Origin of the sequence: Streptacidiphilus sp. MAP12-20, from assembly GCF_041262525.1 — a bacterium.
Taxonomy (GTDB): Bacteria; Actinomycetota; Actinomycetes; order Streptomycetales; family Streptomycetaceae; genus Streptacidiphilus.
The window spans coordinates 37,525-56,503 of the sequence record NZ_JBGCCK010000017.1 but is presented as its reverse complement, the minus strand read 5'-3'; the positions used below and the strand labels follow the sequence as shown (position 1 = coordinate 56,503).

Below are 18,979 nucleotides of genomic sequence, written 5' to 3'. Positions count from 1 at the left end.
CTGAAATGCCAGCCACCGCCGGTTGAGACCCCCGGATGCACGACAAGGCCGCCCCGGCCGAGAGGTTGAGTCGAGTGAGCCACAACGAGGCAGCTCCAGGTGCCGGCAGCGCACCCCAGGTCCGGCCTGCGGGTCGGTTCTCTCTGAGCAATCGCCGGCTGTCCACCAAGCTGGTCATCATCCTGCTGGTGCCGGTGCTGACAGCCATGGCCTTCGCCGGCCTCAGGGTGCAGAGCTCCTACACCACCTGGCGCAGCGCGCAGGACGCCGAGAAGGTCGCGAAGCTGGTCCAGTCGGCCACAGAACTCGCGCAGGCCCTCGACCTCGAGCGCGACCGCGGGATGCAGTACCTGATCAAGGGTCAGAGCAATCGCCCCGAGGTGCAGCAGCTGTGGCACACCAGCGAGCTGGCCAAAGCGAACTTCATGGCCCTGGCCGCGAACGCCCCCAACGTCGGTCACGTGCAGGAGCGTATCCAGCAGGCCTACAAGGAGCTGGAGGGCCTGCCCGCGCTGCGCGCGTCCAGGTACAGCGTCCCCGGCACCACCACCGAGGAGGGCTACGCGGCGCTGCTCTCCGCGCTCCAGGCCCTCGACAACGAGCTCGTCGTCGGCGGTGGCAGCAGCGTCAACTCCGACGCCCGTTCGATCTACGCGATCACCCTCGCAAAGGACGCCGTCTCGGTCGACCGCGCCATCGTGCTCCACATCCTGCTGCAGCCGACGCCCACCAGCGCCAACGCCAAGGGCTACGCAGAGCAGCGAGTGAAGGCCTTCGGCTACCTCTTCCTCCAGAGCGTCGCGCAGAACGAGTTCACGCACGCCGCCGACGCGGGCTTCCGGCAGGACCTCGACAACGCCCTCGCCGACGCCCAGGCGCAGGGCCAGGCGGCCGTCAGGCAGGCGGCAGGCGCTGCCGCCGCCGCCGGCAAGCCCTTCGTGGTTCCCCTCGGAATCACTGACGCGGTCCCGCTGATCAACTCGGGCCTGCTCACCACGTCGCAGCTCGCCGCGAAGGGCGTCACGGCCCAGAGCTGGATGGCCGAGACGACGCTCGAGTTCAACGCCATGCGCTCGGTCGAGCAGAAGCTGACCGACACCGCGGTGCAGCAGGCCTCGGCCGATGCGACCAAGGCCCGCAACGACGCCGTCATGAACGCCGCCATCGCGTTGGGCGCGCTGCTGCTGGCCGGCATCCTGACCGCGCTGATCGCCCGCTCGATGATCCGCAGCATGCGACGCCTGCGCGACGGCGCCCAGCAGATCGCCAACGACCGCCTGCCCGACCTGGTCCGTCAGCTCTCCAAGACCGACCCGGGCCGGGTGGACCTCACGGTCGCCCCGATCCCCGTCGCCGGCAAGGACGAGATCGCCGAGGTCGCCCGTGCCTTCGACGACGTCCACCGCGAGGCCATCCGACTCGCCGCCGAGCAGGCTCTGCTCCGGGGCAACGTCAACGCGATCTTCACCAACCTCTCCCGTCGTTCGCACGGCCTGATCGAGCGCCAGCTGGCGCTGATCACGGACCTGGAGAACAACGAGGCCGACCCGGACCAGCTGGAGAACCTCTTCAAGCTGGACCACCTGGCCACCCGTATGCGCCGCAACGGCGAGAACCTGCTGGTCCTCGCCGGCGAGGACGCCGGCCGGTCCTGGGGTGAGCCGATCCCGCTGGTCGACGTGCTCCGCGCGGCCGCCTCCGAGGTGGAGCAGTACGAGCGCATCGAGCTGGCCGGCATCCCCGAGGCCGACGTGATCGGCCCCGCCGTCACCGACCTCGTGCACCTGCTGGCCGAGCTGCTGGAGAACGCCACCACGTTCTCCAGCCCGCAGACCAAGGTCCGGGTCACCGCGACCCGACTGCCCGACCAGCGCGTGCTCGTGGAGATCCACGACAAGGGCATCGGCCTCACCTCCGAGGACTTCGCCGAGATCAACGCGAAGCTGGCCGATCCGCCGACCGTGGACGCCTCGGTCTCCAGGCAGATGGGCCTCTTCGTGGTCGGCCGCCTGGCCGAGCGCCACGGCGTCCGAGTCCAGTTGCGTCCCTCCGGCGAGTCCGCGGGCACGACCTCGCTGGTGATGATGCCCGAGCAGCTGACGCAGCTGGTCCGCGTCGGCGAGCCCGAGGAGCAGTTCACTGTCTCCCGGATCTACCCCGAGGCGGCGGGCGGCCAGCAGGCCGCGTCCGGCTTCGGTGCGGCGGGGGCCTTCGGCGGGGCGGGCGGCGGCAACGGCAACGCGATGTCGCGCCTGCGCACCGCGAGCGAGCTGGGCTTCGACGACAGCCGCTACGAGCGCGCAGCCGAGCAGCCCGTCGAGCAGACGCTGGCCCTGGACGCCGTGCAGCGCTCGCTGCGCCTCGGCCAGCGCCGGAGCCAGGCTGCGCTGGAGGCCGGCCCCGAAGCCGCGGACGGCTACGCCGGCCAGGGCTACCAGGAGCAGGGTTTCGCCGAGCAGGGTTACCAGGAGCAGAACTACGCTCCCGGCTACGGGTCGGAGTACACGCCCGAGTACGGCGCCGGCTCCGACTTCCAGCAGGGCTACGCCCCGAACGCGGGCCAGGACTTCGGGGCAGGCCGACCGGCCTCGTCCTACCCGGCTCCCGAGGCGGGCTACGAGCCCGGCCGCTACACCCCGCAGCACTTCGAGGCGGGCGTGGCCGAGCGCCAGACCTTCACACCGGAATACCCGGAGGACACGTACCTGACTCCGGCGTCGACCCCGGGCATGGAGCACTACGGCACCGGCGCCCCGGCCTACGAGCCCGAGCCCAGCCACGGCTCCGGCCCCCAGCAGCCCGGCCTGGGCGGCAACGACCTGCCCACCCGGCGACCGGGTGCGGCGCTCGGCGGCGGGCCGATCGGCAGCCGTGCGGCCGGTGAGCACCCCAACTGGTTCACGGGTGCCCGTGAGACCGGCCAGCCGACCGGCTCGATGCCGGTCATGCCTTCCGGCAACGGCCGTGCCGCGGCAGCGCTTCCGGCGTCCGCGCCGGCGGCGCAGCCGCCCCGCGAGGCGGTCGGCGGTGGCACCACCGGCGCCGGCCTCCCGCGGCGCGTGCCCCGACAGAACCTGCTCCCCGGCCAGATCCAGGACCCGGCTGAAGCAGCCCAGCAGAACATGACGCCACAAGCGCCCCAGCTGTCCCGATCCCCCGAGGAGGTCCGCGGTCGGCTCACCAACCTGCGCCGCGGCATCCAGCAGGGACACAATGCGGGCGACACCCCCCACCAGGGCTCTGGCCCGTACGGCACCAATCCCCAGGAGCGTTGATCAAAGATGAGCCAGATGAGCCAAGCGGCCCAGAACCTCAACTGGTTGATCACCAACTTCGTGGACAACACCCCCGGGGTGTCGCACACCGTGGTGGTCTCCGCCGACGGCCTCCTGCTCGCGATGTCCGAGGGCTTCCCCCGCGACCGCGCTGACCAGCTTGCCGCGGTCGCCTCCGGGCTGACCTCGCTGACCCAGGGCGCGTCCCGGATCTTCGAGGGCGGCAAGGTCACCCAGACCGTGGTGGAGATGGAGCGCGGGTTCCTCTTCATCATGGCCGTCTCCGACGGCTCGTCCCTCGCCGTGCTCGCGTCCCCGGACAGCGACATCGGCCTGGTCGGCTACGAGATGGCCCTGCTGGTCGACCGCGCCGGCACGGTCCTGACCCCGGCGCTCCGCGCCGAGCTCCAGGGCAGCCTGCTGCACTGACACGGCGTCAACCACCTGACGTCCACGCGAGCCGCACACGCCACTCGTACCACTGTGAGGAGGAACCGTGACACCGCCCGAGGACCAGAACGGCCAGTACGGCGCTGCCTATCCGGGATCAGGCCACGACGCGTTCGGCGGTCCCGGCGGCGGCTACGCGCCCGCCCCTGGGTACCCCGGTTACGAGCAGTCCCAGCACCAGTCCCCGCAGGGCGGCGGCCAGTCCGGCTACTGGCAGGACCAGCAGCCGGAGTGGCAGCCCCCGGTGCGAGGCGGTGCGACGCAGCCCGTGGAGCCCTCGCCGCACGACGAGGAGCCGCTGATCCGGCCCTACGCGATGACCGGCGGCCGGACCCGTCCGCGCTACCAGCTGGCCATCGAGGCCCTGGTCTCGACGACGGCCGCGCCGGACCGGATCGGTTCGCTGCTGCCCGAGCACCAGCGGATCTGCAGCCTCTGCACGGACATCAAGTCGGTGGCGGAGATCTCGGCCCTGCTTTCCATGCCCCTGGGCGTGGCCCGCATTCTTGTCGCCGACCTGGCCGAGTCCGGCCTCGTCGCGATCCACCAGCCCGCCGCCGGGGGCGAATCCGGCGGAACGCCTGATGTGACACTGCTCGAAAGGGTGCTCAGTGGACTACGCAAGCTCTAGGCCGACTGCCCCGGCCGCGGCCGCGACCGGGGGCCGCAGCACGACCTCCGCGAAGATCGTGGTGGCGGGCGGCTTCGGCGTGGGCAAGACGACCCTCGTCGGCGCGGTCTCCGAGATCAACCCGCTGCGTACCGAGGCCGTGATGACCTCGGCCTCGGCCGGTATCGACGATCTCAGCCACGTGAGCGGCAAGACGACCACGACGGTCGCGATGGACTTTGGCCGCATCACGCTGGACGAGGACCTGATCCTGTACCTGTTCGGCACGCCCGGACAGGACCGCTTCTGGTTCATGTGGGACGACCTGGTCCGCGGCGCGATCGGCGCGGTGGTCCTGGTCGACACCCGCCGACTGGCGGACTGCTTCCCCGCCATCGACTACTTCGAGAACAGCGGCCTGCCGTTCATCGTGGCGGTCAACGCGTTCGACGGCAACCAGTCCCACACCCCGGACGAGGTCCGGGAGGCGCTCCAACTCGGCCACGACACGCCGATCATCACCACGGACGCCCGCCGCCGCGACAGCGCGAAGTCCGCGCTGATCACCTTGGTCGAGCACGCCCTGCTTGCGCGCCTGCGCTAAGTTGCAACACCTTTAGGGGCGCGAGGCTCTGCTGATGTGCGGCGGAGCCGCACATCAGCAGAGCCTCGCGCCCCTTACGTCATCACGGCGTCAGGCCTGCGCGCAGGAGGCCGAAGGTGTAGGCGTCGTCCAGGGCCTGCCAGCTCGCGGCGACGACGTTCTCCGCCACGCCCACCGTCGACCACGTCGATTCGCCGTCCGTGGTCTCGATCAGGACGCGGGTCTGGGAACCCGTGCCGTGCTGGCCTTCAAGAATGCGGACCTTGTAGTCCGTCAGTTCCAGCTTCGCCAGCTGCGGGTAGAAGCGGCCCACCGCGGCCCGCAGGGCCGCGTCCAGCGCGTCGACGGGGCCGTTGCCCTCGCCCGTGGCGATGATGCGTTCGCCCTTGGCCCAGAGCTTCACCGTCGCCTCGTTCGCCGCCGAGCCGTCCGCCCGCTGCTCGGCGATCGCGCGCCAGGACTCGAGAGTGAAGAACCGCTCCTCGCTCCCCTTCGCCTCCGCGCGGAGCAGCAGCTCGAACGAGGCGTCCGCCGCCTCGTACGTGTAGCCGGCGAGCTCCTTCTCCTTGACCTTGTCGACGACCCGGCCCACCAGCTCGCGGTCCGCGGACAGGTCGTACCCCAGCTCCTTGCCCTTGAGTTCGACCGAGGCGCGTCCCGCCATGTCCGAGACCAGCATGCGCATGCTGTTGCCCACCAGGGCCGGGTCGGTGTGCTGGTAGAGGTCGGGGTCCACCTTGATCGCCGAGGCGTGCAGGCCGGCCTTGTGGGCGAAGGCCGAGACGCCGACGTACGGCTGGTGCGTGGAGGGGGCGAGGTTGACGACCTCGGCGATCGCGTGCGAGATCCGGGTCATCTCCGCCAGCTTGCCCTCCGGCAGGACCCGCCGGTCGTACTTCAGCTCCAGCGCGCCGACCACCGGGAAGAGATTCGCGTTGCCGACCCGCTCGCCGTAGCCGTTGGCCGTGCACTGGACGTGGGTCGCGCCCGCGTCCACCGCGGCAAGGGTGTTGGCGACCGCGCAACCGGTGTCATCCTGTGCGTGGATGCCCAGCCGCGCGCCGGTCTCGGCCAGCACGTCCGCGACGATGTCCCGAACACCGGCGGGCAGCATGCCGCCGTTGGTGTCGCACAGCACCACGACGTCCGCGCCCGCCTCGTGCGCGGCCCGGACGACCGACAGCGCGTACTCGCGGTTGGCCTTCCAGCCGTCGAAGAAGTGCTCGCAGTCGATGAAGACCCGCCGCCCCTGGGCCCGCAGGTACGCGACGCTGTCGCGGACCATGGCCAGGTTCTCCTCCAGCGTGGTGCGCAGCGCCAGGTCCACGTGGCGGTCGTGGGACTTGGCCACCAGGGTCACCACCGGCGCCCCGGAGGCGACGAGCGCACGCAGCTGCGCGTCCTCCTCGGCGACGCCGCCGGCCCGCCGGGTCGAGCCGAAGGCGACCAGCTGGGCGTTCTCCAGCTTCAGCTCCGTCGCCGCGCGGGCGAAGAATTCGGTGTCCCGCGGGTTCGCGCCGGGCCAGCCGCCCTCGATGAAACCCACGCCGAACTCGTCCAGGTGACGCGCGATGGTGAGCTTGTCGGCGACGGTGAGGTTGATGCCTTCGCGCTGCGCGCCGTCGCGCAGGGTGGTGTCGAAGACGTGGAATTCGTCGCTGGGACTGGCAGTCATGGCCGTGGTCTCCTGAGTCGGTGGCTGCTCGCTGAACGGCTGTGCTACTTAACGCAAAAGACCCCCCGCGGATGCGAGAGGTCTGCACGCTGGTCGGTTCCGCTCGGGAACTCAGACCGACGCGCTGCAGCTAATAATCAGTGCGAACGTGGGCACGCTCGCAGTCTGGCACAGATTCCGACGGGTGGGCCGTGCATCTCGTATCTCAAGATGCACGGCCCAGCGCCTGAGCCTCAGACGATCGGGTGCATCCAGCCGTGGGTGTCCTCGCGGCGGCCGGTCTGCAGGGCGAGCAGCGTCTCGCGCAGCTTCATGGTGACCGGGCCGGGCGTGCCGTCGCCGACCTGCCAGTCGCCGCGGGCCGACTTCACGGAGCCGACCGGGGTGATCACGGCGGCGGTGCCGCAGGCGAAGACCTCGGTCAGGGTGCCGGCGGCGTTGCCGTCGCGCCACTCGTCGGTGGAGATCTTCCGCTCCTCGGTCGCGTGGCCCAGGTCCGCGGCGATGCTGAGCAGCGAGTCGCGGGTGATGCCGGGCAGCAGCGAGCCGGAGAGCTCCGGGGTGACGATGCGGGCGTCCGCGCCCTCGCCGAAGACGAAGTAGAGGTTCATGCCGCCCATCTCCTCGATCCAGCGGCGCTCCACGGCGTCCAACCAGACGACCTGGTCGCAGCCCTTCTCGGCGGCCTGGGCCTGGGCGACCAGCGAGGCGGCGTAGTTGCCCGCGCACTTGGCCGCGCCGGTGCCGCCGGGCGCCGCGCGGACGTACTCCTCGGAGATCCAGACCGAGACCGGCTTGACCCCGCCGGGGAAGTACGCGCCGGCCGGGGAGGCGATCAGCATGAAGAGGTACTCGTTGGCCGGGCGCACGCCCAGGCCGACCTCGGTGGCGAACATGAACGGACGCAGGTAGAGGCTGGCCTCCTCCTGGCTGGGCACCCACGCCTGGTCCTGGGTCACCAGGGCCTCGACGGCGGCCACGAAGAGCTCCTCGGGCAGCTCCGGCATGGCCAGGCGGCGGGCGGAGGCCTGGAAGCGGCGGGCGTTGGCCTCCGGGCGGAAGGTCTGGATCGTGCCGTCGGCGGTCCGGTAGGCCTTGAGACCCTCGAAGATCGACTGGCCGTAGTGCAGCGTCATGTTGGCCGGGTCGATCTCCAGCGGGCCGTAGGGCACCAACTGCGCGTCGTGCCAGCCGCGGCCCTCGGTCCAGCGGATGGTCACCATGTTGTCGGTGAAGAAGCGGCCGAAGCCGGGAGAAGCCAACCGGGCCTCGCGCTCGGCGTCGGAAAGCGGGTGAGCCGAGGGCTTGAGCTCGATAGAGAGGGAGGTCATCGACGTTTGTCCTTCACCGTGTCGTCATGGCGGGAACTCGACCTGGGTGGGTTCCCACGGTCGATGGTCGCACTAATCGGGGCAACAGCGACAGCCAGTGCGCCTGTGACGGGCGCAGCAACGGTGAAAGCACAGCACCGGGCCGTCGCCGGCCCGGTGCGGGGTGGTGCGAGGGCCGGCGGTCAGCCGGCTACTCGGGCGGCGAGCGCGTCGCCGATCTCCGAGGTGGAGCGGGGCGCGGTCAGGGACGCGCGCTCCGCGAGGTCGGCGGCGACGGCGGCCTCGATCTTCGCGGCCTCCTCGGCGTGACCGAGGTGGCTCAGCAGCATGGCGACCGACAGCACGGTGGCGGTCGGGTCGGCCTTGCCCTGCCCGGCGATGTCCGGGGCCGAGCCGTGGACCGGCTCGAACATGGACGGGAAGGAGCCGCTGGGGTTGATGTTGCCCGACGCGGCCAGGCCGATGCCGCCGGTGACGGCCGCGGCGAGGTCCGTGAGGATGTCACCGAAGAGGTTGTCGGTGACGATGACGTCGAAGCGCTCGGGCTGGGTGACGAAGAAGATCGTCGCCGCGTCGACGTGCAGGTAGTCGGTGGTGACCTCGGGGTACTCGGCGGCGACCTGGTCGAAGACGCGCTTCCACAGGTGGCCGGCGTAGACCAGCACGTTGTTCTTGTGGACCAGGGTGAGCTTCTTGCGGGGGCGCGCCTGGGCCCGGGCGAAGGCGTCGCGGACGACGCGCTCGATGCCGAAGGCCGTGTTCAGGCTGACCTCGGTGGCGATCTCCTGCTCGGTGCCGGTGCGCAGCGAGCCGCCGTTGCCGACGTACGGGCCCTCGGTGCCCTCGCGGACGACGACGAAGTCGATGTCCGGGTTGCCCGCCAGGGGAGACTGCACGCCGGGGAAGAGCTTGCCCGGACGCAGGTTCACGTGGTGGTCGAAGGCGAAGCGCAGCTTCAGCAGCAGCCCGCGCTCCAGCACGCCGGAGGGCACGGACGGGTCGCCGATGGCGCCGAGCAGGATCGCGTCGGCGCCCTTCAGCTCCTCGAGCACGCTGTCCGGCAGGGTCTCGCCGGTCGCGTGGTAGCGACGCGCGCCGAGGTCGTACTCGGTGGTCTCCACCTTGATGTCGGCAGGAAGAGCGGAGGTGAGGACCTTGAGTCCTTCGGCCACGACCTCCTGGCCGATACCGTCACCAGGGATCACTGCGAGGCGGAGAGTGCGAGACATGCGGCCGACCTTACTCCGGTGTCCAGCAGCTGACATCCGATGTCCGCGATACGGACGTACGCGGCGTCACGGAGGCTCACTACCAGGACGGCGTCACGCCTGCGGCGTCCTGATGGCCGGTGGACCCGCCGTTGTCACGCCGGTCCAGCGACCGCTGCAGGGCGGCTGCCGCCTGGGCGCGCTCGGAGTTGTTGTGGGGGGTGCGGCGGGTGCGGGGCTTCTGCGTCAGAGAAGGCATGGGGAGACTCCTGGGAAGTGCGGTCCGATCTGGGGAGAGGGCCGGACAGGGGTCGCCTGTGCTGGGGCCGAGCCGGAACGGCCGTGGATACGGCAGACCATCCGACTACTGCTTTCCTCACGGTACGACAGGAGACTGCGACTGTCTGCAGAGATACTTGGATTTCCTACTATCCGAGACGCGCGCCTCACTCGGACAGGCTCTAACCTCGGATCATGAGCTTCCAAGGCTGGCCCGCAGAGGCCCTTGAGTTCTACGAGGGCCTGGAGGCCGACAACACGAAGGACTACTGGACGTCCCACAAGGACGTCTACGAGCGCTGCGTCCGCGAGCCGATGGCGGCCCTGCTGGAGGAGCTGGCCGGCACGCACGGCGAGGGCAAGATCTTCCGCCCCAACCGCGACATCCGCTTCTCGGCGGACAAGTCGCCGTACAAGACGCACATCGGCGCGGTCCTGGAGGGCGGCGGCTACGTCCAGCTCTCGGCGGACGGCCTGGGCGCGGGCACCGGCTGCTACCAGATGACACCGGAACAGCTGGCCCGCTACCGCGAGTCGGTGGCGGACGAGAAGCCGGGCAAGGCGCTGGAATCGCTGGTCGCGAAGCTGGCCCAGGCGGACATCGAGATCATGTCCCACGACCGCTTGAAGAGTGCGCCGCGGGGGTACCCGAAGGACCACCCGCGTATCGAGCTGCTCCGCGCGAAGAACCTGGCCGCGTGGCGGCAGTGGCCGGTGGAACCGTGGCTGGGCACGCCGGAGGCGAAGAAGCGCGTCCTGGAGTTCCTGAAGGCGACGAGGCCCCTGAACAAGTGGCTGTCGGACTACGTGAACCCATAGGCAGGCGAGGTAGCTGCACTACCAGGCGCGCGAGGAACTGCGCGAGGAACCACCCTGTGCGGATGGCCCTGCTCGCTGAGCGAGTCACCACCTGGGTGGCTTGTCGCGCAGTTCCTCGCGCCCCTGACGATGCTTCCGTTACGCCGAAAGGTTGACCGAGCGCGCGAACTTCGCGCCGATCTCCGCGGCGATCTCCGTCAGCAGGCCCTGGGGGATCTCGCTGTCGACCGTCAGGGAGACCAGCGCGTCGCCGGCCTCCTCGTCGCGGGAGACCTGCATGCCGGCGATGTTGATGCCCGCGTCGCCGAGAAGGCGACCCAGCGTGCCGACCACGCCCGGACGGTCCTCGTAGCGGAAGAAGCCCATGTGGTCCGTCAGGGCGACGTCCACATCGAAGTCGTCGATGCCGACGATCTTCTGCAGGCGCTTCGGGCCCGTCAGCGTGCCCGCCACCGAGATCTCGCGGCCGTCGGTCAGCGTGCCGCGCACGGTGATGACGTTGCGGTACTCGGGGCTCTCGCTCATCGTCGTCAGGCGCACCTCGAGGCCGCGCTCCTGCGCGAACAGCGGGGCGTTGACGTAGGAGACCGTCTCGGCCACGACGTCCTCGAAGACGCCCTTGAGGGCGCTCAGCTCCAGCACCTTCACGTCGTGCTGGGTGATCTCGCCGCGCACCTCGACGTCGAGGCGGACCGCGACCTCGCCCGCCAGCGCGGTGAAGATCCGGCCCAGCTTCTCCGCCAGCGGCAGGCCGGGACGGACGTCCTCGGCGATGACGCCGCCCTGGACGTTCACCGCGTCCGGGACCAGCTCACCGGCCAGCGCCAGGCGCACGCTGCGGGCGACGGAGATGCCGGCCTTCTCCTGCGCCTCGTCCGTCGAGGCGCCGAGGTGCGGGGTCGCCACGACGTTGTCGAAGGCGAAGAGCGGGGAGTCGGTGCAGGGCTCCTTGACGAAGACGTCCAGGCCCGCGCCGGCGACCCGGCCCTCCTTGAGGGCGGCGGCGAGCGCCTCCTCGTCGACGATGCCACCACGGGCGGCGTTGACGATGCGGACGGTCGGCTTGACCTTGTGCAGCGCCTCGTGGCCGATCAGGCCCACCGTCTCCGGGGTCTTCGGCAGGTGCACGGTGATGAAGTCGGCGACCTCGAGCAGCTCGTCCAGCGGGAGCAGCTTGACGCCCATCTGGGCCGCGCGGGCGGCCTGGATGTAGGGGTCGTAGGCGACGATCTTCATGCCGAAGGCCGACATGCGCTGCGCGACCAGGACGCCGATGCGGCCGAGGCCGACGACGCCGAGGGTCTTCTCCGCCAGCTCGACGCCGGTGTACTTGCTGCGCTTCCACTCGCCGTTCTTCAACGCGGAGTTGGCGGCCGGGATGTGACGCGCCGTCGAAAGCAGCAGGCCACAGGCCAGCTCGGCGGCGGTGACGATGTTGGAGGTCGGCGCGTTGACGACCATCACGCCCGCCTTGGTGGCGGAGGGCACGTCCACGTTGTCGAGACCGACGCCGGCGCGGGCGACGACCTTGAGCTTGCGGGCGGCCGCGATGGCCTCGGCGTCCACCTTGGTGGCGGAGCGGATCAGGATCGCGTCCACGTCGGCGATGGCGGACAGCAGCTGACCGCGGTCGGCGCCGTCGCAGTGGCGGATCTCGAAGTCGGGGCCGAGCGCGTCGACGGTGGCAGGCGACAGCTCTTCAGCGATCAGAACTACAGGCTTGCTGCTCACGACAGTGGTCCTTACTGTCCGGTTCTCCCCAGCCGTCGCGAATGAGGGTGGCACCCGCGATGCGTGGACGGCATGAAGGGGACGGTGGCATGCCGCGTTGGAGACGCACGACGCTGTGAGCCTGACGCGCAGGATGTGAGTCTATCGGCGGGACTGCGCCTGCCGATCGCCCTTGCGGCGGAATCACCCGCAGGGGACCTTACGATCCGTACAAAGCAGCGGGGGCGTCCTTCTGGACGCCCCCGCTGACGAAGCGGCTTACGCCTCCTCGTCGACCCAGCTCATCAGCTTGCGCAGCTTCTTGCCGGTGGTCTCCAGCAGGTGCTCGCTGTCGGCCTTCTTGTACTCGTTGTACCGGGGCAGACCGGCCTTGTACTCGGCGATCCAGGTGTTGGCGAAGGTGCCGTCCTGGATCTCGCCGAGGACCTTCTTCATCTCGGCCTTGGTGTTGTCGTTGATGATGCGCGGGCCGGTGACGTAGTCGCCCCACTCGGCCGTCTCGGAGACGGACCAGCGCATCTTCTCCAGGCCGCCCTCGTACATGAGGTCGACGATGAGCTTCAGCTCGTGGAGGCACTCGAAGTAGGCGATCTCGGGCTGGTAGCCCGCCTCGACCAGGGTCTCGAAGCCGGCCTTGACCAGGGCGGCGGTGCCACCGCAGAGGACGGCCTGCTCGCCGAAGAGGTCGGTCTCGGTCTCCTCGGTGAAGGTCGTCTTGATGACGCCGGCGCGGGTGCCGCCGATGCCCTTCGCGTAGGAGAGCGCGAGCTCCAGGCCCTTGCCGGTCGCGTCCTGCTCGACGGCGACGATGCAGGGAACGCCGCGGCCTTCCTCGTACTGGCGACGGACCAGGTGGCCCGGGCCCTTCGGGGCGACCATGCAGACGTCGACGTCGGCCGGGGGCTTGATGAAGCCGAAGCGGATGTTCAGGCCGTGACCGAAGAAGAGCGCGTCGCCCGCCTTGAGGTTGGGCTCCACGACCTCCTTGTACACGTCGGCCTGGATGGGGTCCGGCACCAGGATCATGATGACGTCGGCCTCGGCGGCGGCCTCGGCAGGCGTGACGACCCGCAGACCCTGCTCCTGCGCCTTGGCGCGGGACTTGGACTCGGGCAGCAGGCCGACGCGGACGTCCACGCCGGAGTCACGCAGGGAGAGCGCGTGCGCGTGGCCCTGGCTGCCGTAACCGAGGATGGCGACCTTGCGGCCCTGGATGATGGACAGATCGGCGTCGTCGTCGTAGAACAGCTCGGCCATCGCTGGCTTCTCCTTGCGGGGTGGATTCCTTGGGGACACCGTACGCCGATGCGAAATCGCGAACGGTGGAGTCTCAAACAGTGAGATTAGCGTCTCAGAGGTTGTTGCACATGCCAGGGGTGCGGGGAACTGCGCGAGAAACCGTGCAGCTCCGTAGAGGGCTGAGCGCGCAGTTCCTCGCGCCCCTGGCTAGGCGCTGCGCTCAACCGCGCGGAGCGACCTGTCGGTAATGGAGCGCGCTCCGCGTCCGATCGCAACCATGCCGGACTGCACGAGTTCCTTGACCCCGTACGGCTCCAGCATCTTCAGCATCGCCTCCAGCTTGTCGCCGCTGCCCGTCGCCTCGATGGTGACCGCGTCGGGGGAGACGTCGACCGTCTTCGCGCGGAAGAGCTGGACGATCTCCGTCACCTGCGAGCGCGTCTCCGCGTCGGCGCGGACCTTGACCAGCATCAGCTCGCGGCGGACCGCCGCCGACGGGTCCAGCTCGACGATCTTTATCACGTTGATCAGCTTGTTCAGCTGCTTGGTGACCTGCTCCAGCGGCAGGTCCTCCACGTTGACCACGATCGTCATCCGGGAGATGTCCGGGTGCTCGGTCGGGCCGACGGCCAGCGAGTCGATGTTGAAGCCGCGCCGCGAGAACAGCGCCGCGATCCGGGCGAGGACGCCCGGCTTGTTCTCGACCAGGACGGAGAGGGTGTGCTTGGACATGATGTGTGTGAACCCCTCAGTCGTTCTCGTCGCCGAAGTCCGGACGGACATCGCGCGCGGCCAGGATCTCGTCATTGCTGGTGCCTGCCGCGACCATCGGCCAGACCATCGCGTCCTGGTGCACGATGAAGTCGATCACGACCGGCGCGTCGTTCAGCGCCATCGCCTTGTCGATCACCGCGTCCAGGTCCTCGGGACGCTCGCAGCGCAGCGCGTAGCAGCCCATCGCCTCGGACAGCTTGACGAAGTCCGGGATCCGGGTGCCCGCCGCCGGGCCGCGGCCGTCGTTCTCCGGGCCGTCGTGCAGGACGGTGTTGGAGTAGCGCTGGTTGTAGAAGAGCGTCTGCCACTGGCGGACCATGCCCAGAGAGCCGTTGTTGATGATCGCGACCTTGATCGGGATGTTGTTCAGCGCGCAGGTGACCAGCTCCTGGTTGGTCATCTGGAAGCAGCCGTCGCCGTCGATCGCCCAGACCGTGGCGTCCGGGCAGCCGGCCTTCGCGCCCATCGCCGCCGGGACCGCGTAGCCCATCGTCCCCGCGCCGCCGGAGTTCAGCCAGGTGGCCGGCTTCTCGAAGTTGATGAACTGGCTGGCCCACATCTGGTGCTGGCCCACGCCCGCCGCGTAGATCGCGTCCGGGCCGACCTTCTGGCCGATCCGCTCGATCACCTGCTGCGGGCTGAGCATGCCCTCCGGGGCCGGGTCGTAGCCGACCGGGTAGGTCTTGCGCCAGGCGTTCAGCTGCTCCCACCACGCGCCGTACTCGAAGCGGGCCTCGCCGGCCGCCTGCGCGGCCGACTGCTCCTGCTGCACCGCGACGATCAGGTCAGCGATGATCTCGCGGGCGTCGCCCACGATCGGGACGTCCGCCGCGCGGTTCTTGCCGATCTCGGCCGGGTCGATGTCCGCGTGGACGATCTTCGCGAAGGGCGCGAAGGTGTCCAGGCGGCCGGTGACCCGGTCGTCGAAGCGGGTGCCGAGCGCGAAGAGCAGGTCCGCCTTCTGCAGCGCGGTGACCGCCGCGACCGAACCGTGCATGCCGGGCATGCCCAGGTGCTGGTCGTGGCTGTCGGGGAAGGCGCCGAGCGCCATCAGCGTGGTGACGACCGGAGCGCCCGTCAGCTCGGCCAGGATCCGCAGCTCGGTCGTGGCTTGCGCCTTCAGCACGCCGCCGCCGACGTACAGGACCGGGCGCTTGGAGGTGGCCAGCAGCTTGGCCGCCTCGCGGATCTGCTTGGCGTGCGGCTTGGTGACCGGGCGGTAGCCCGGCAGCTGGGTCTCGACCGGCCAGCGGAAGACCGTCCGCGCCTGCAGCGCGTCCTTGGCGATGTCCACCAGCACCGGCCCCGGTCGCCCGGTCGCGGCGATGTGGAAGGCCTCGGCGATGACGCGCGGGATGTCCGCGGCGTCGGTCACCAGGAAGTTGTGCTTGGTGATCGGCATGGTGATGCCGCAGATGTCCGCCTCCTGGAAGGCGTCCGTCCCGATCGCCTTCGACGCGACCTGGCCGGTGATCGCGACGATCGGCACCGAGTCCATGTAGGCGTCGGCGATCGGCGTCACCAGGTTGGTCGCGCCGGGGCCGGAGGTCGCCATGCAGACGCCGACCTTGCCGGTCGCCTGCGCGTAACCCGTCGCCGCGTGTCCCGCGCCCTGCTCGTGGCGGACCAGGATGTGGCGGACCTTTGTGGAGTCCATCAACGGGTCGTAGGCCGGGAGGATCGCGCCTCCCGGGATCCCGAAGACCGTCTCCGCGCCGACCGCCTCGAGGGAGCGGATGAGCGACTGGGCACCGGTCATGGGTTCTGGGCCCGCGTGCTGCGGGACGGGCGCTGCTGCCTGCTCAGTCATCTGCTGATTCCTTCTCGGACTGCTTCGGAGTTCTCGGAGGGGTACTTCAAGGCGCTGCGTGCTGCCTTGCGGCAACAAAAAACCCCTCGTGCCCACGGGGGCATGCGAGGGGTAGCGCGTCGGCCTGGTCAGCTCGGGAGGGGAATCCCGGCTCAGCCGACGCGCCCGCCAAGTACGAGAATTCGGGTGCGCATGTTGTCGACCTTCCTCCGACGCCCCCGGGGGTGTCAAGCCGAAGCGAAACGTGTCTCATCATGCGGAATAGTCCTCGGACGTCCGTGTATCCGCCAGCAGAACCGCTAGTTCGCGCTCGTCCAGGGCGCCCGCGTAGTGCTGCCCCTGGCCCCTGGCGCAGCCCAGCTGGCGGAGCAGTTCTGCCTGCTCAACACTGTCCACTCCCTCGGCGACGGTGTCCAGACCGAGCTCGTGGCCGATGCGCAGCACCGAGGACGCGAGGGTCCGCAGGAAGGCCGACTCCAGTAGGCCGTCCACCACACCACGCTCCAGTTTGAGCGCGTCCACGGGCAGTCGGCGCAGCCCGCTGAGCGGGGTGGCGCCACCGCCGAGCCCGTCCAGGACCAGGCCGACGCCGAGCTCCTTGAGCCTGCCGAGATGCCGCACCAGCTCGTCGAAGCCCTGCGGGCGGCCGTCGGCCACGCTGTTGCCGCTGTCGGTCAGCTCGACCAGCAGCCTGGACGGCGCGAGACCAGTGCGGCGCAGCGCCGCGTCGACCGTCTCGTAGAACCCCGGGGCCGCCAGGACCCGCGTCGAGAGCCGTACCGCGACGGGCAGGCCGCCGCCGCGCTCGGCCGCCTGCTGGACGGCCTGCTCGACCATCCAGCGCGCGAAGCGCACCACCCGCTCGCCGCCGCCGGAAGCGCGCAGGAACTCGGCGGGGGTCAGCAGCAGCCCCTGGGCCGAACGCCAGCGCGCCTGGGCGGAGAGCGCCGAGACGACGCCGCTGCCCAGGTCCACGACCGGCTGGTGCAGCAGCGTGAACTGCCCCTCGCGGACGGCGACGCGCAGCCGCTGGTCCAGCTCGGTGCGGCGGCGCAGCTCGGTGCGGAGCTCGGGGGAGTACTCGTGGACGCGGTCCTTGCCGTGCTTCTTGGCCTGGTACATGGCCAGGTCGGCGCTGCGCAGCAGGTCGGCGGCGGCCTCGGGGGCGGCGTTCGGATCGGCGAAGGCGATGCCGATGCTGGCCGCGACCGCGTGTTCCTCGTTGCCGACGCAGAACGGCGCGGCCACGGCGGCGCGCAGCCGCTCGGCGATGCCGAAGACCTGCTCCCGGTCCACCTCGCCGACCAGCAGTACCGCGAACTCGTCGCCGCCGAGCCGGGCGACGGTGTCCCCGGCGCGGACGGCGTCCTGGAGCCGCCGCGCGGCCTGGACCAGCAGCTCGTCACCGACCTGGTGTCCGGCGGTGTCGTTGACGGCCTTGAAGCCGTCGAGGTCGACGAAGAGCACCGCGACCTCCGGCCGTTCCCCCGGCCTGCTGCCGAGCGCGGCCCGGCTGCGCTGCAGGAAGAGGGCCCGGTTGGGCAGGTCGGTGAGCGCGTCGTGGAACGCGTTGTGCTCCAACTGGGCCTGGAGCCGCACGCGTTCGGAGACGTCGCGGCAGTTGAAGATCAGCCCGTCGCGGTAGCGGTTGACGGTGGACTCGACGTCCAGCCACTCCCCCGCGCCCGAGCGGACCCGGCACTCGATCCGCGCGGTCGGCTCCGCTGTCGTCCCATGGGCCGGGGCCTTGGCGAGGTAGCGCTGCACCTCCCAGAGCACGTGGCCGAGGTCGTCCGGATGGACCATCTCCGGCAGCCGGGTGCCGACCAGTTCCTCGGCGGGCCTGCCGTAGACGCCGGTGGCGGCCGGGCTGACGTAGCGGAGCACGCCGTCCGGGTCGGCGATCATGATGACGTCGCTGGACCCCTGGACCAGGGAGCGGAAGTGGTGCTCCTGGTGGCTCAGCTTCTGGGCGAGGGAGAGGTTGTCGAGCAGCATGATGCCCTGACGCAGGATCAGCGCCATCACGACCGTGCAGCTGACGATCAGCACGAAGCGGTCCAGATGATGCTGGCCCAGCGCGTTGTAGAGCAGCCCGACCGTGCAGACGCCGGTGGCGGCGTAGGGCGTCAACGCGCTGAAGGTGGACGCGACGCGCGGTCGGCGCGCGGCGGCGACCGGGGCGGCCGGGCCGGCCGGGCCGGCCGCGTGGTCGCCGTCGGACGCCTCGCGGCCGGACCCGGCCCAGGGGGCCCAGGCGAGCAGCATCGAGCCGCAGAACCAACCGGCGTCGAGGAGTTCGCCGGAGTGGTAGGCGTCCTTGAAGGACTGGCTGGTGAAGACGGCGTCGCAGAGCACCGTCAGCGCGAGTCCCACTATGGCTGTGTGCACGGCCGCACGGTTGCTGCCCGGCCGCCGGAAGCGCAGCCCGAGAACCATGCTGATCAGCAGGATGTCGAGCAGCGGGTAGGCCAGCCCGACGGCCAGCCGCAGCGGACTGTGCTGGTCCCCGGCAGCGGTGCGGGCCAGCGCCAGGCTCCAGCTGAGGGTCAGCAGCGAACCGGCGATCAGCCAGCCGTCGAGCCCGAGGCAGAGCCAGCCGGCGGCGTTGCGGGGTCGGTTGGCCAGCAGCAGCAGCCCGAGGATGGCGGGCGGGGCGAAGAAGAGGAAGGCGTAGTCGGCGATCGAGGGCGACGGCAGGCTGCGGCCGAGGACGCACTCGTACCACCCCCAGATACCGTTGCCGACCCCGACCATGAGCGAGCTGAGACCGAAGCAGAGCCAGGCGGGCCGGCTCCGCCCGCCCGAGACGGATCCGTAGACGAAACAGGAGGCCGAGGCGGTCAGCGCGGCGCCGGCCAGGCCGAAGTCGCCCATGACGCGGGCGAGCGCGGCAGTCCCCCAACCGTAGGCGGCACCCGCCAGGTACAGCAGGCAGACGAGCATGACCAGTATCCGCGGCAGCCTCGCGGCAGCTTGCGACAGCCGCAGCGGCTCATGCGCGGGCACGCCTGCGGCGGCGGCCTCCGCCCCGGCCGCGTCGAGACCGAAGCGGGTGCTCTCGCCGAAGGCGAAGGGCGACGTCGCCGACATCGCCGACGTCGTGGCCGTCAGGCGCTCCTCGGTCCAGGACGGACCGGGCAGCAACGTGTCAGTGCTCAGCATGGGCAATCC

14 protein-coding genes are annotated in these 18,979 nt (G+C 70.4%); 5 read left to right on the top strand and 9 right to left on the bottom strand.

The window, feature by feature from the left end; translation table 11 throughout:
- The first annotated feature begins 74 nt into the window (after positions 1-74).
- From ABIA32_RS22785 to ABIA32_RS22770, 4 genes are all read left to right on the top strand, one after another.
- Positions 75-3,275 carry a nitrate- and nitrite sensing domain-containing protein gene (locus ABIA32_RS22785; RefSeq protein WP_370098478.1) on the top strand — a complete coding sequence of 1,067 codons (3,201 nt, stop codon included), beginning with the start codon at positions 75-77 and terminating at the stop codon, positions 3,273-3,275.
- A gap of 15 nt (positions 3,276-3,290) precedes the next feature.
- A complete protein-coding gene (locus ABIA32_RS22780) occupies positions 3,291-3,704 on the top strand; it encodes a roadblock/LC7 domain-containing protein (RefSeq protein WP_037610761.1) in 414 nt (137 codons plus the stop codon).
- 67 nt (positions 3,705-3,771) lie between these two features.
- Positions 3,772-4,356: a DUF742 domain-containing protein gene (locus ABIA32_RS22775; RefSeq protein ID WP_370098475.1), complete on the top strand. Its 585-nt coding sequence runs from the start codon at positions 3,772-3,774 to the stop codon at positions 4,354-4,356.
- Complete coding sequence (locus tag ABIA32_RS22770) at positions 4,337-4,939, top strand: ATP/GTP-binding protein (RefSeq protein WP_084714710.1); 603 nt, start codon at positions 4,337-4,339, stop codon at positions 4,937-4,939. Before ABIA32_RS22775 ends, ABIA32_RS22770 begins: the two co-directional genes overlap by 20 nt.
- 82 nt (positions 4,940-5,021) lie before the next feature.
- Here ABIA32_RS22770 and cimA read toward each other — a convergent pair whose 3' ends face one another.
- From cimA to ABIA32_RS22750, 4 genes are all read right to left on the bottom strand, one after another.
- Positions 5,022-6,614 (bottom strand): citramalate synthase, encoded by a 1,593-nt coding sequence (gene cimA, locus ABIA32_RS22765; protein WP_370098472.1) that lies wholly within the window; start codon positions 6,612-6,614, stop codon positions 5,022-5,024.
- A 233-nt stretch (positions 6,615-6,847) separates the two neighbouring features.
- Positions 6,848-7,945 carry a branched-chain amino acid aminotransferase gene (locus ABIA32_RS22760; RefSeq protein WP_370098469.1) on the bottom strand — a complete coding sequence of 366 codons (1,098 nt, stop codon included), beginning with the start codon at positions 7,943-7,945 and terminating at the stop codon, positions 6,848-6,850.
- Between the two features lie 182 nt (positions 7,946-8,127).
- Complete coding sequence (locus ABIA32_RS22755) at positions 8,128-9,174, bottom strand: 3-isopropylmalate dehydrogenase (protein ID WP_370098466.1); 1,047 nt, start codon at positions 9,172-9,174, stop codon at positions 8,128-8,130.
- 79 nt (positions 9,175-9,253) lie between these two features.
- Positions 9,254-9,412 carry a hypothetical protein gene (locus tag ABIA32_RS22750; RefSeq protein ID WP_370098463.1) on the bottom strand — a complete coding sequence of 53 codons (159 nt, stop codon included), beginning with the start codon at positions 9,410-9,412 and terminating at the stop codon, positions 9,254-9,256.
- A 215-nt stretch (positions 9,413-9,627) separates the two neighbouring features.
- On the opposite strand from ABIA32_RS22750, the gene ABIA32_RS22745 reads away from it, so the two are divergent.
- On the top strand, positions 9,628-10,251 hold the full coding sequence (locus tag ABIA32_RS22745) for a DUF2461 domain-containing protein (RefSeq protein ID WP_370098460.1): 624 nt from the start codon (positions 9,628-9,630) through the stop codon (positions 10,249-10,251).
- A 138-nt stretch (positions 10,252-10,389) separates the two neighbouring features.
- Here the strand turns inward: ABIA32_RS22745 and serA are convergent, their stop codons facing one another.
- From serA to ABIA32_RS22720, 5 genes are all read right to left on the bottom strand, one after another.
- On the bottom strand, positions 10,390-11,982 hold the full coding sequence (gene serA, locus ABIA32_RS22740; protein WP_370098457.1) for a phosphoglycerate dehydrogenase: 1,593 nt from the start codon (positions 11,980-11,982) through the stop codon (positions 10,390-10,392).
- A gap of 258 nt (positions 11,983-12,240) precedes the next feature.
- On the bottom strand, positions 12,241-13,239 hold the full coding sequence (ilvC, locus tag ABIA32_RS22735) for a ketol-acid reductoisomerase (protein ID WP_370098454.1): 999 nt from the start codon (positions 13,237-13,239) through the stop codon (positions 12,241-12,243).
- A 189-nt stretch (positions 13,240-13,428) separates the two neighbouring features.
- Positions 13,429-13,953, bottom strand: a complete 525-nt coding sequence (gene ilvN, locus ABIA32_RS22730) for an acetolactate synthase small subunit (protein WP_037607658.1) — start codon at positions 13,951-13,953, stop codon at positions 13,429-13,431.
- A 16-nt stretch (positions 13,954-13,969) separates the two neighbouring features.
- Entirely contained in the window at positions 13,970-15,805 is a 1,836-nt protein-coding gene (locus ABIA32_RS22725; protein ID WP_370098450.1) for an acetolactate synthase large subunit, read from the bottom strand.
- Positions 15,806-16,057: 252 nt separating this feature from the next.
- Positions 16,058-18,970 carry a putative bifunctional diguanylate cyclase/phosphodiesterase gene (locus ABIA32_RS22720; protein ID WP_370098447.1) on the bottom strand — a complete coding sequence of 971 codons (2,913 nt, stop codon included), beginning with the start codon at positions 18,968-18,970 and terminating at the stop codon, positions 16,058-16,060.
- Positions 18,971-18,979 lie beyond the last annotated feature (9 nt).

Bases quoted from the DNA above. Each gene is read 5' to 3' on its own strand.
- ABIA32_RS22780 (WP_037610761.1), top strand. From the start codon at position 3,291: ATGAGCCAAGCGGCCCAGAACCTCAACTGGTTGATCACCAACTTCGTG.
- ABIA32_RS22750 (WP_370098463.1), bottom strand. From the start codon at position 9,412: ATGCCTTCTCTGACGCAGAAGCCCCGCACCCGCCGCACCCCCCACAAC.
- ABIA32_RS22745 (WP_370098460.1), top strand. From the start codon at position 9,628: ATGAGCTTCCAAGGCTGGCCCGCAGAGGCCCTTGAGTTCTACGAGGGC.
- ABIA32_RS22720 (WP_370098447.1), bottom strand. From the start codon at position 18,970: ATGCTGAGCACTGACACGTTGCTGCCCGGTCCGTCCTGGACCGAGGAG.
- ABIA32_RS22755 (WP_370098466.1), bottom strand. From the start codon at position 9,174: ATGTCTCGCACTCTCCGCCTCGCAGTGATCCCTGGTGACGGTATCGGC.
- ilvN (WP_037607658.1), bottom strand. From the start codon at position 13,953: ATGTCCAAGCACACCCTCTCCGTCCTGGTCGAGAACAAGCCGGGCGTC.
- ABIA32_RS22760 (WP_370098469.1), bottom strand. From the start codon at position 7,945: ATGACCTCCCTCTCTATCGAGCTCAAGCCCTCGGCTCACCCGCTTTCC.
- cimA (WP_370098472.1), bottom strand. From the start codon at position 6,614: ATGACTGCCAGTCCCAGCGACGAATTCCACGTCTTCGACACCACCCTG.
- ABIA32_RS22725 (WP_370098450.1), bottom strand. From the start codon at position 15,805: ATGACTGAGCAGGCAGCAGCGCCCGTCCCGCAGCACGCGGGCCCAGAA.
- ilvC (WP_370098454.1), bottom strand. From the start codon at position 13,239: ATGGCCGAGCTGTTCTACGACGACGACGCCGATCTGTCCATCATCCAG.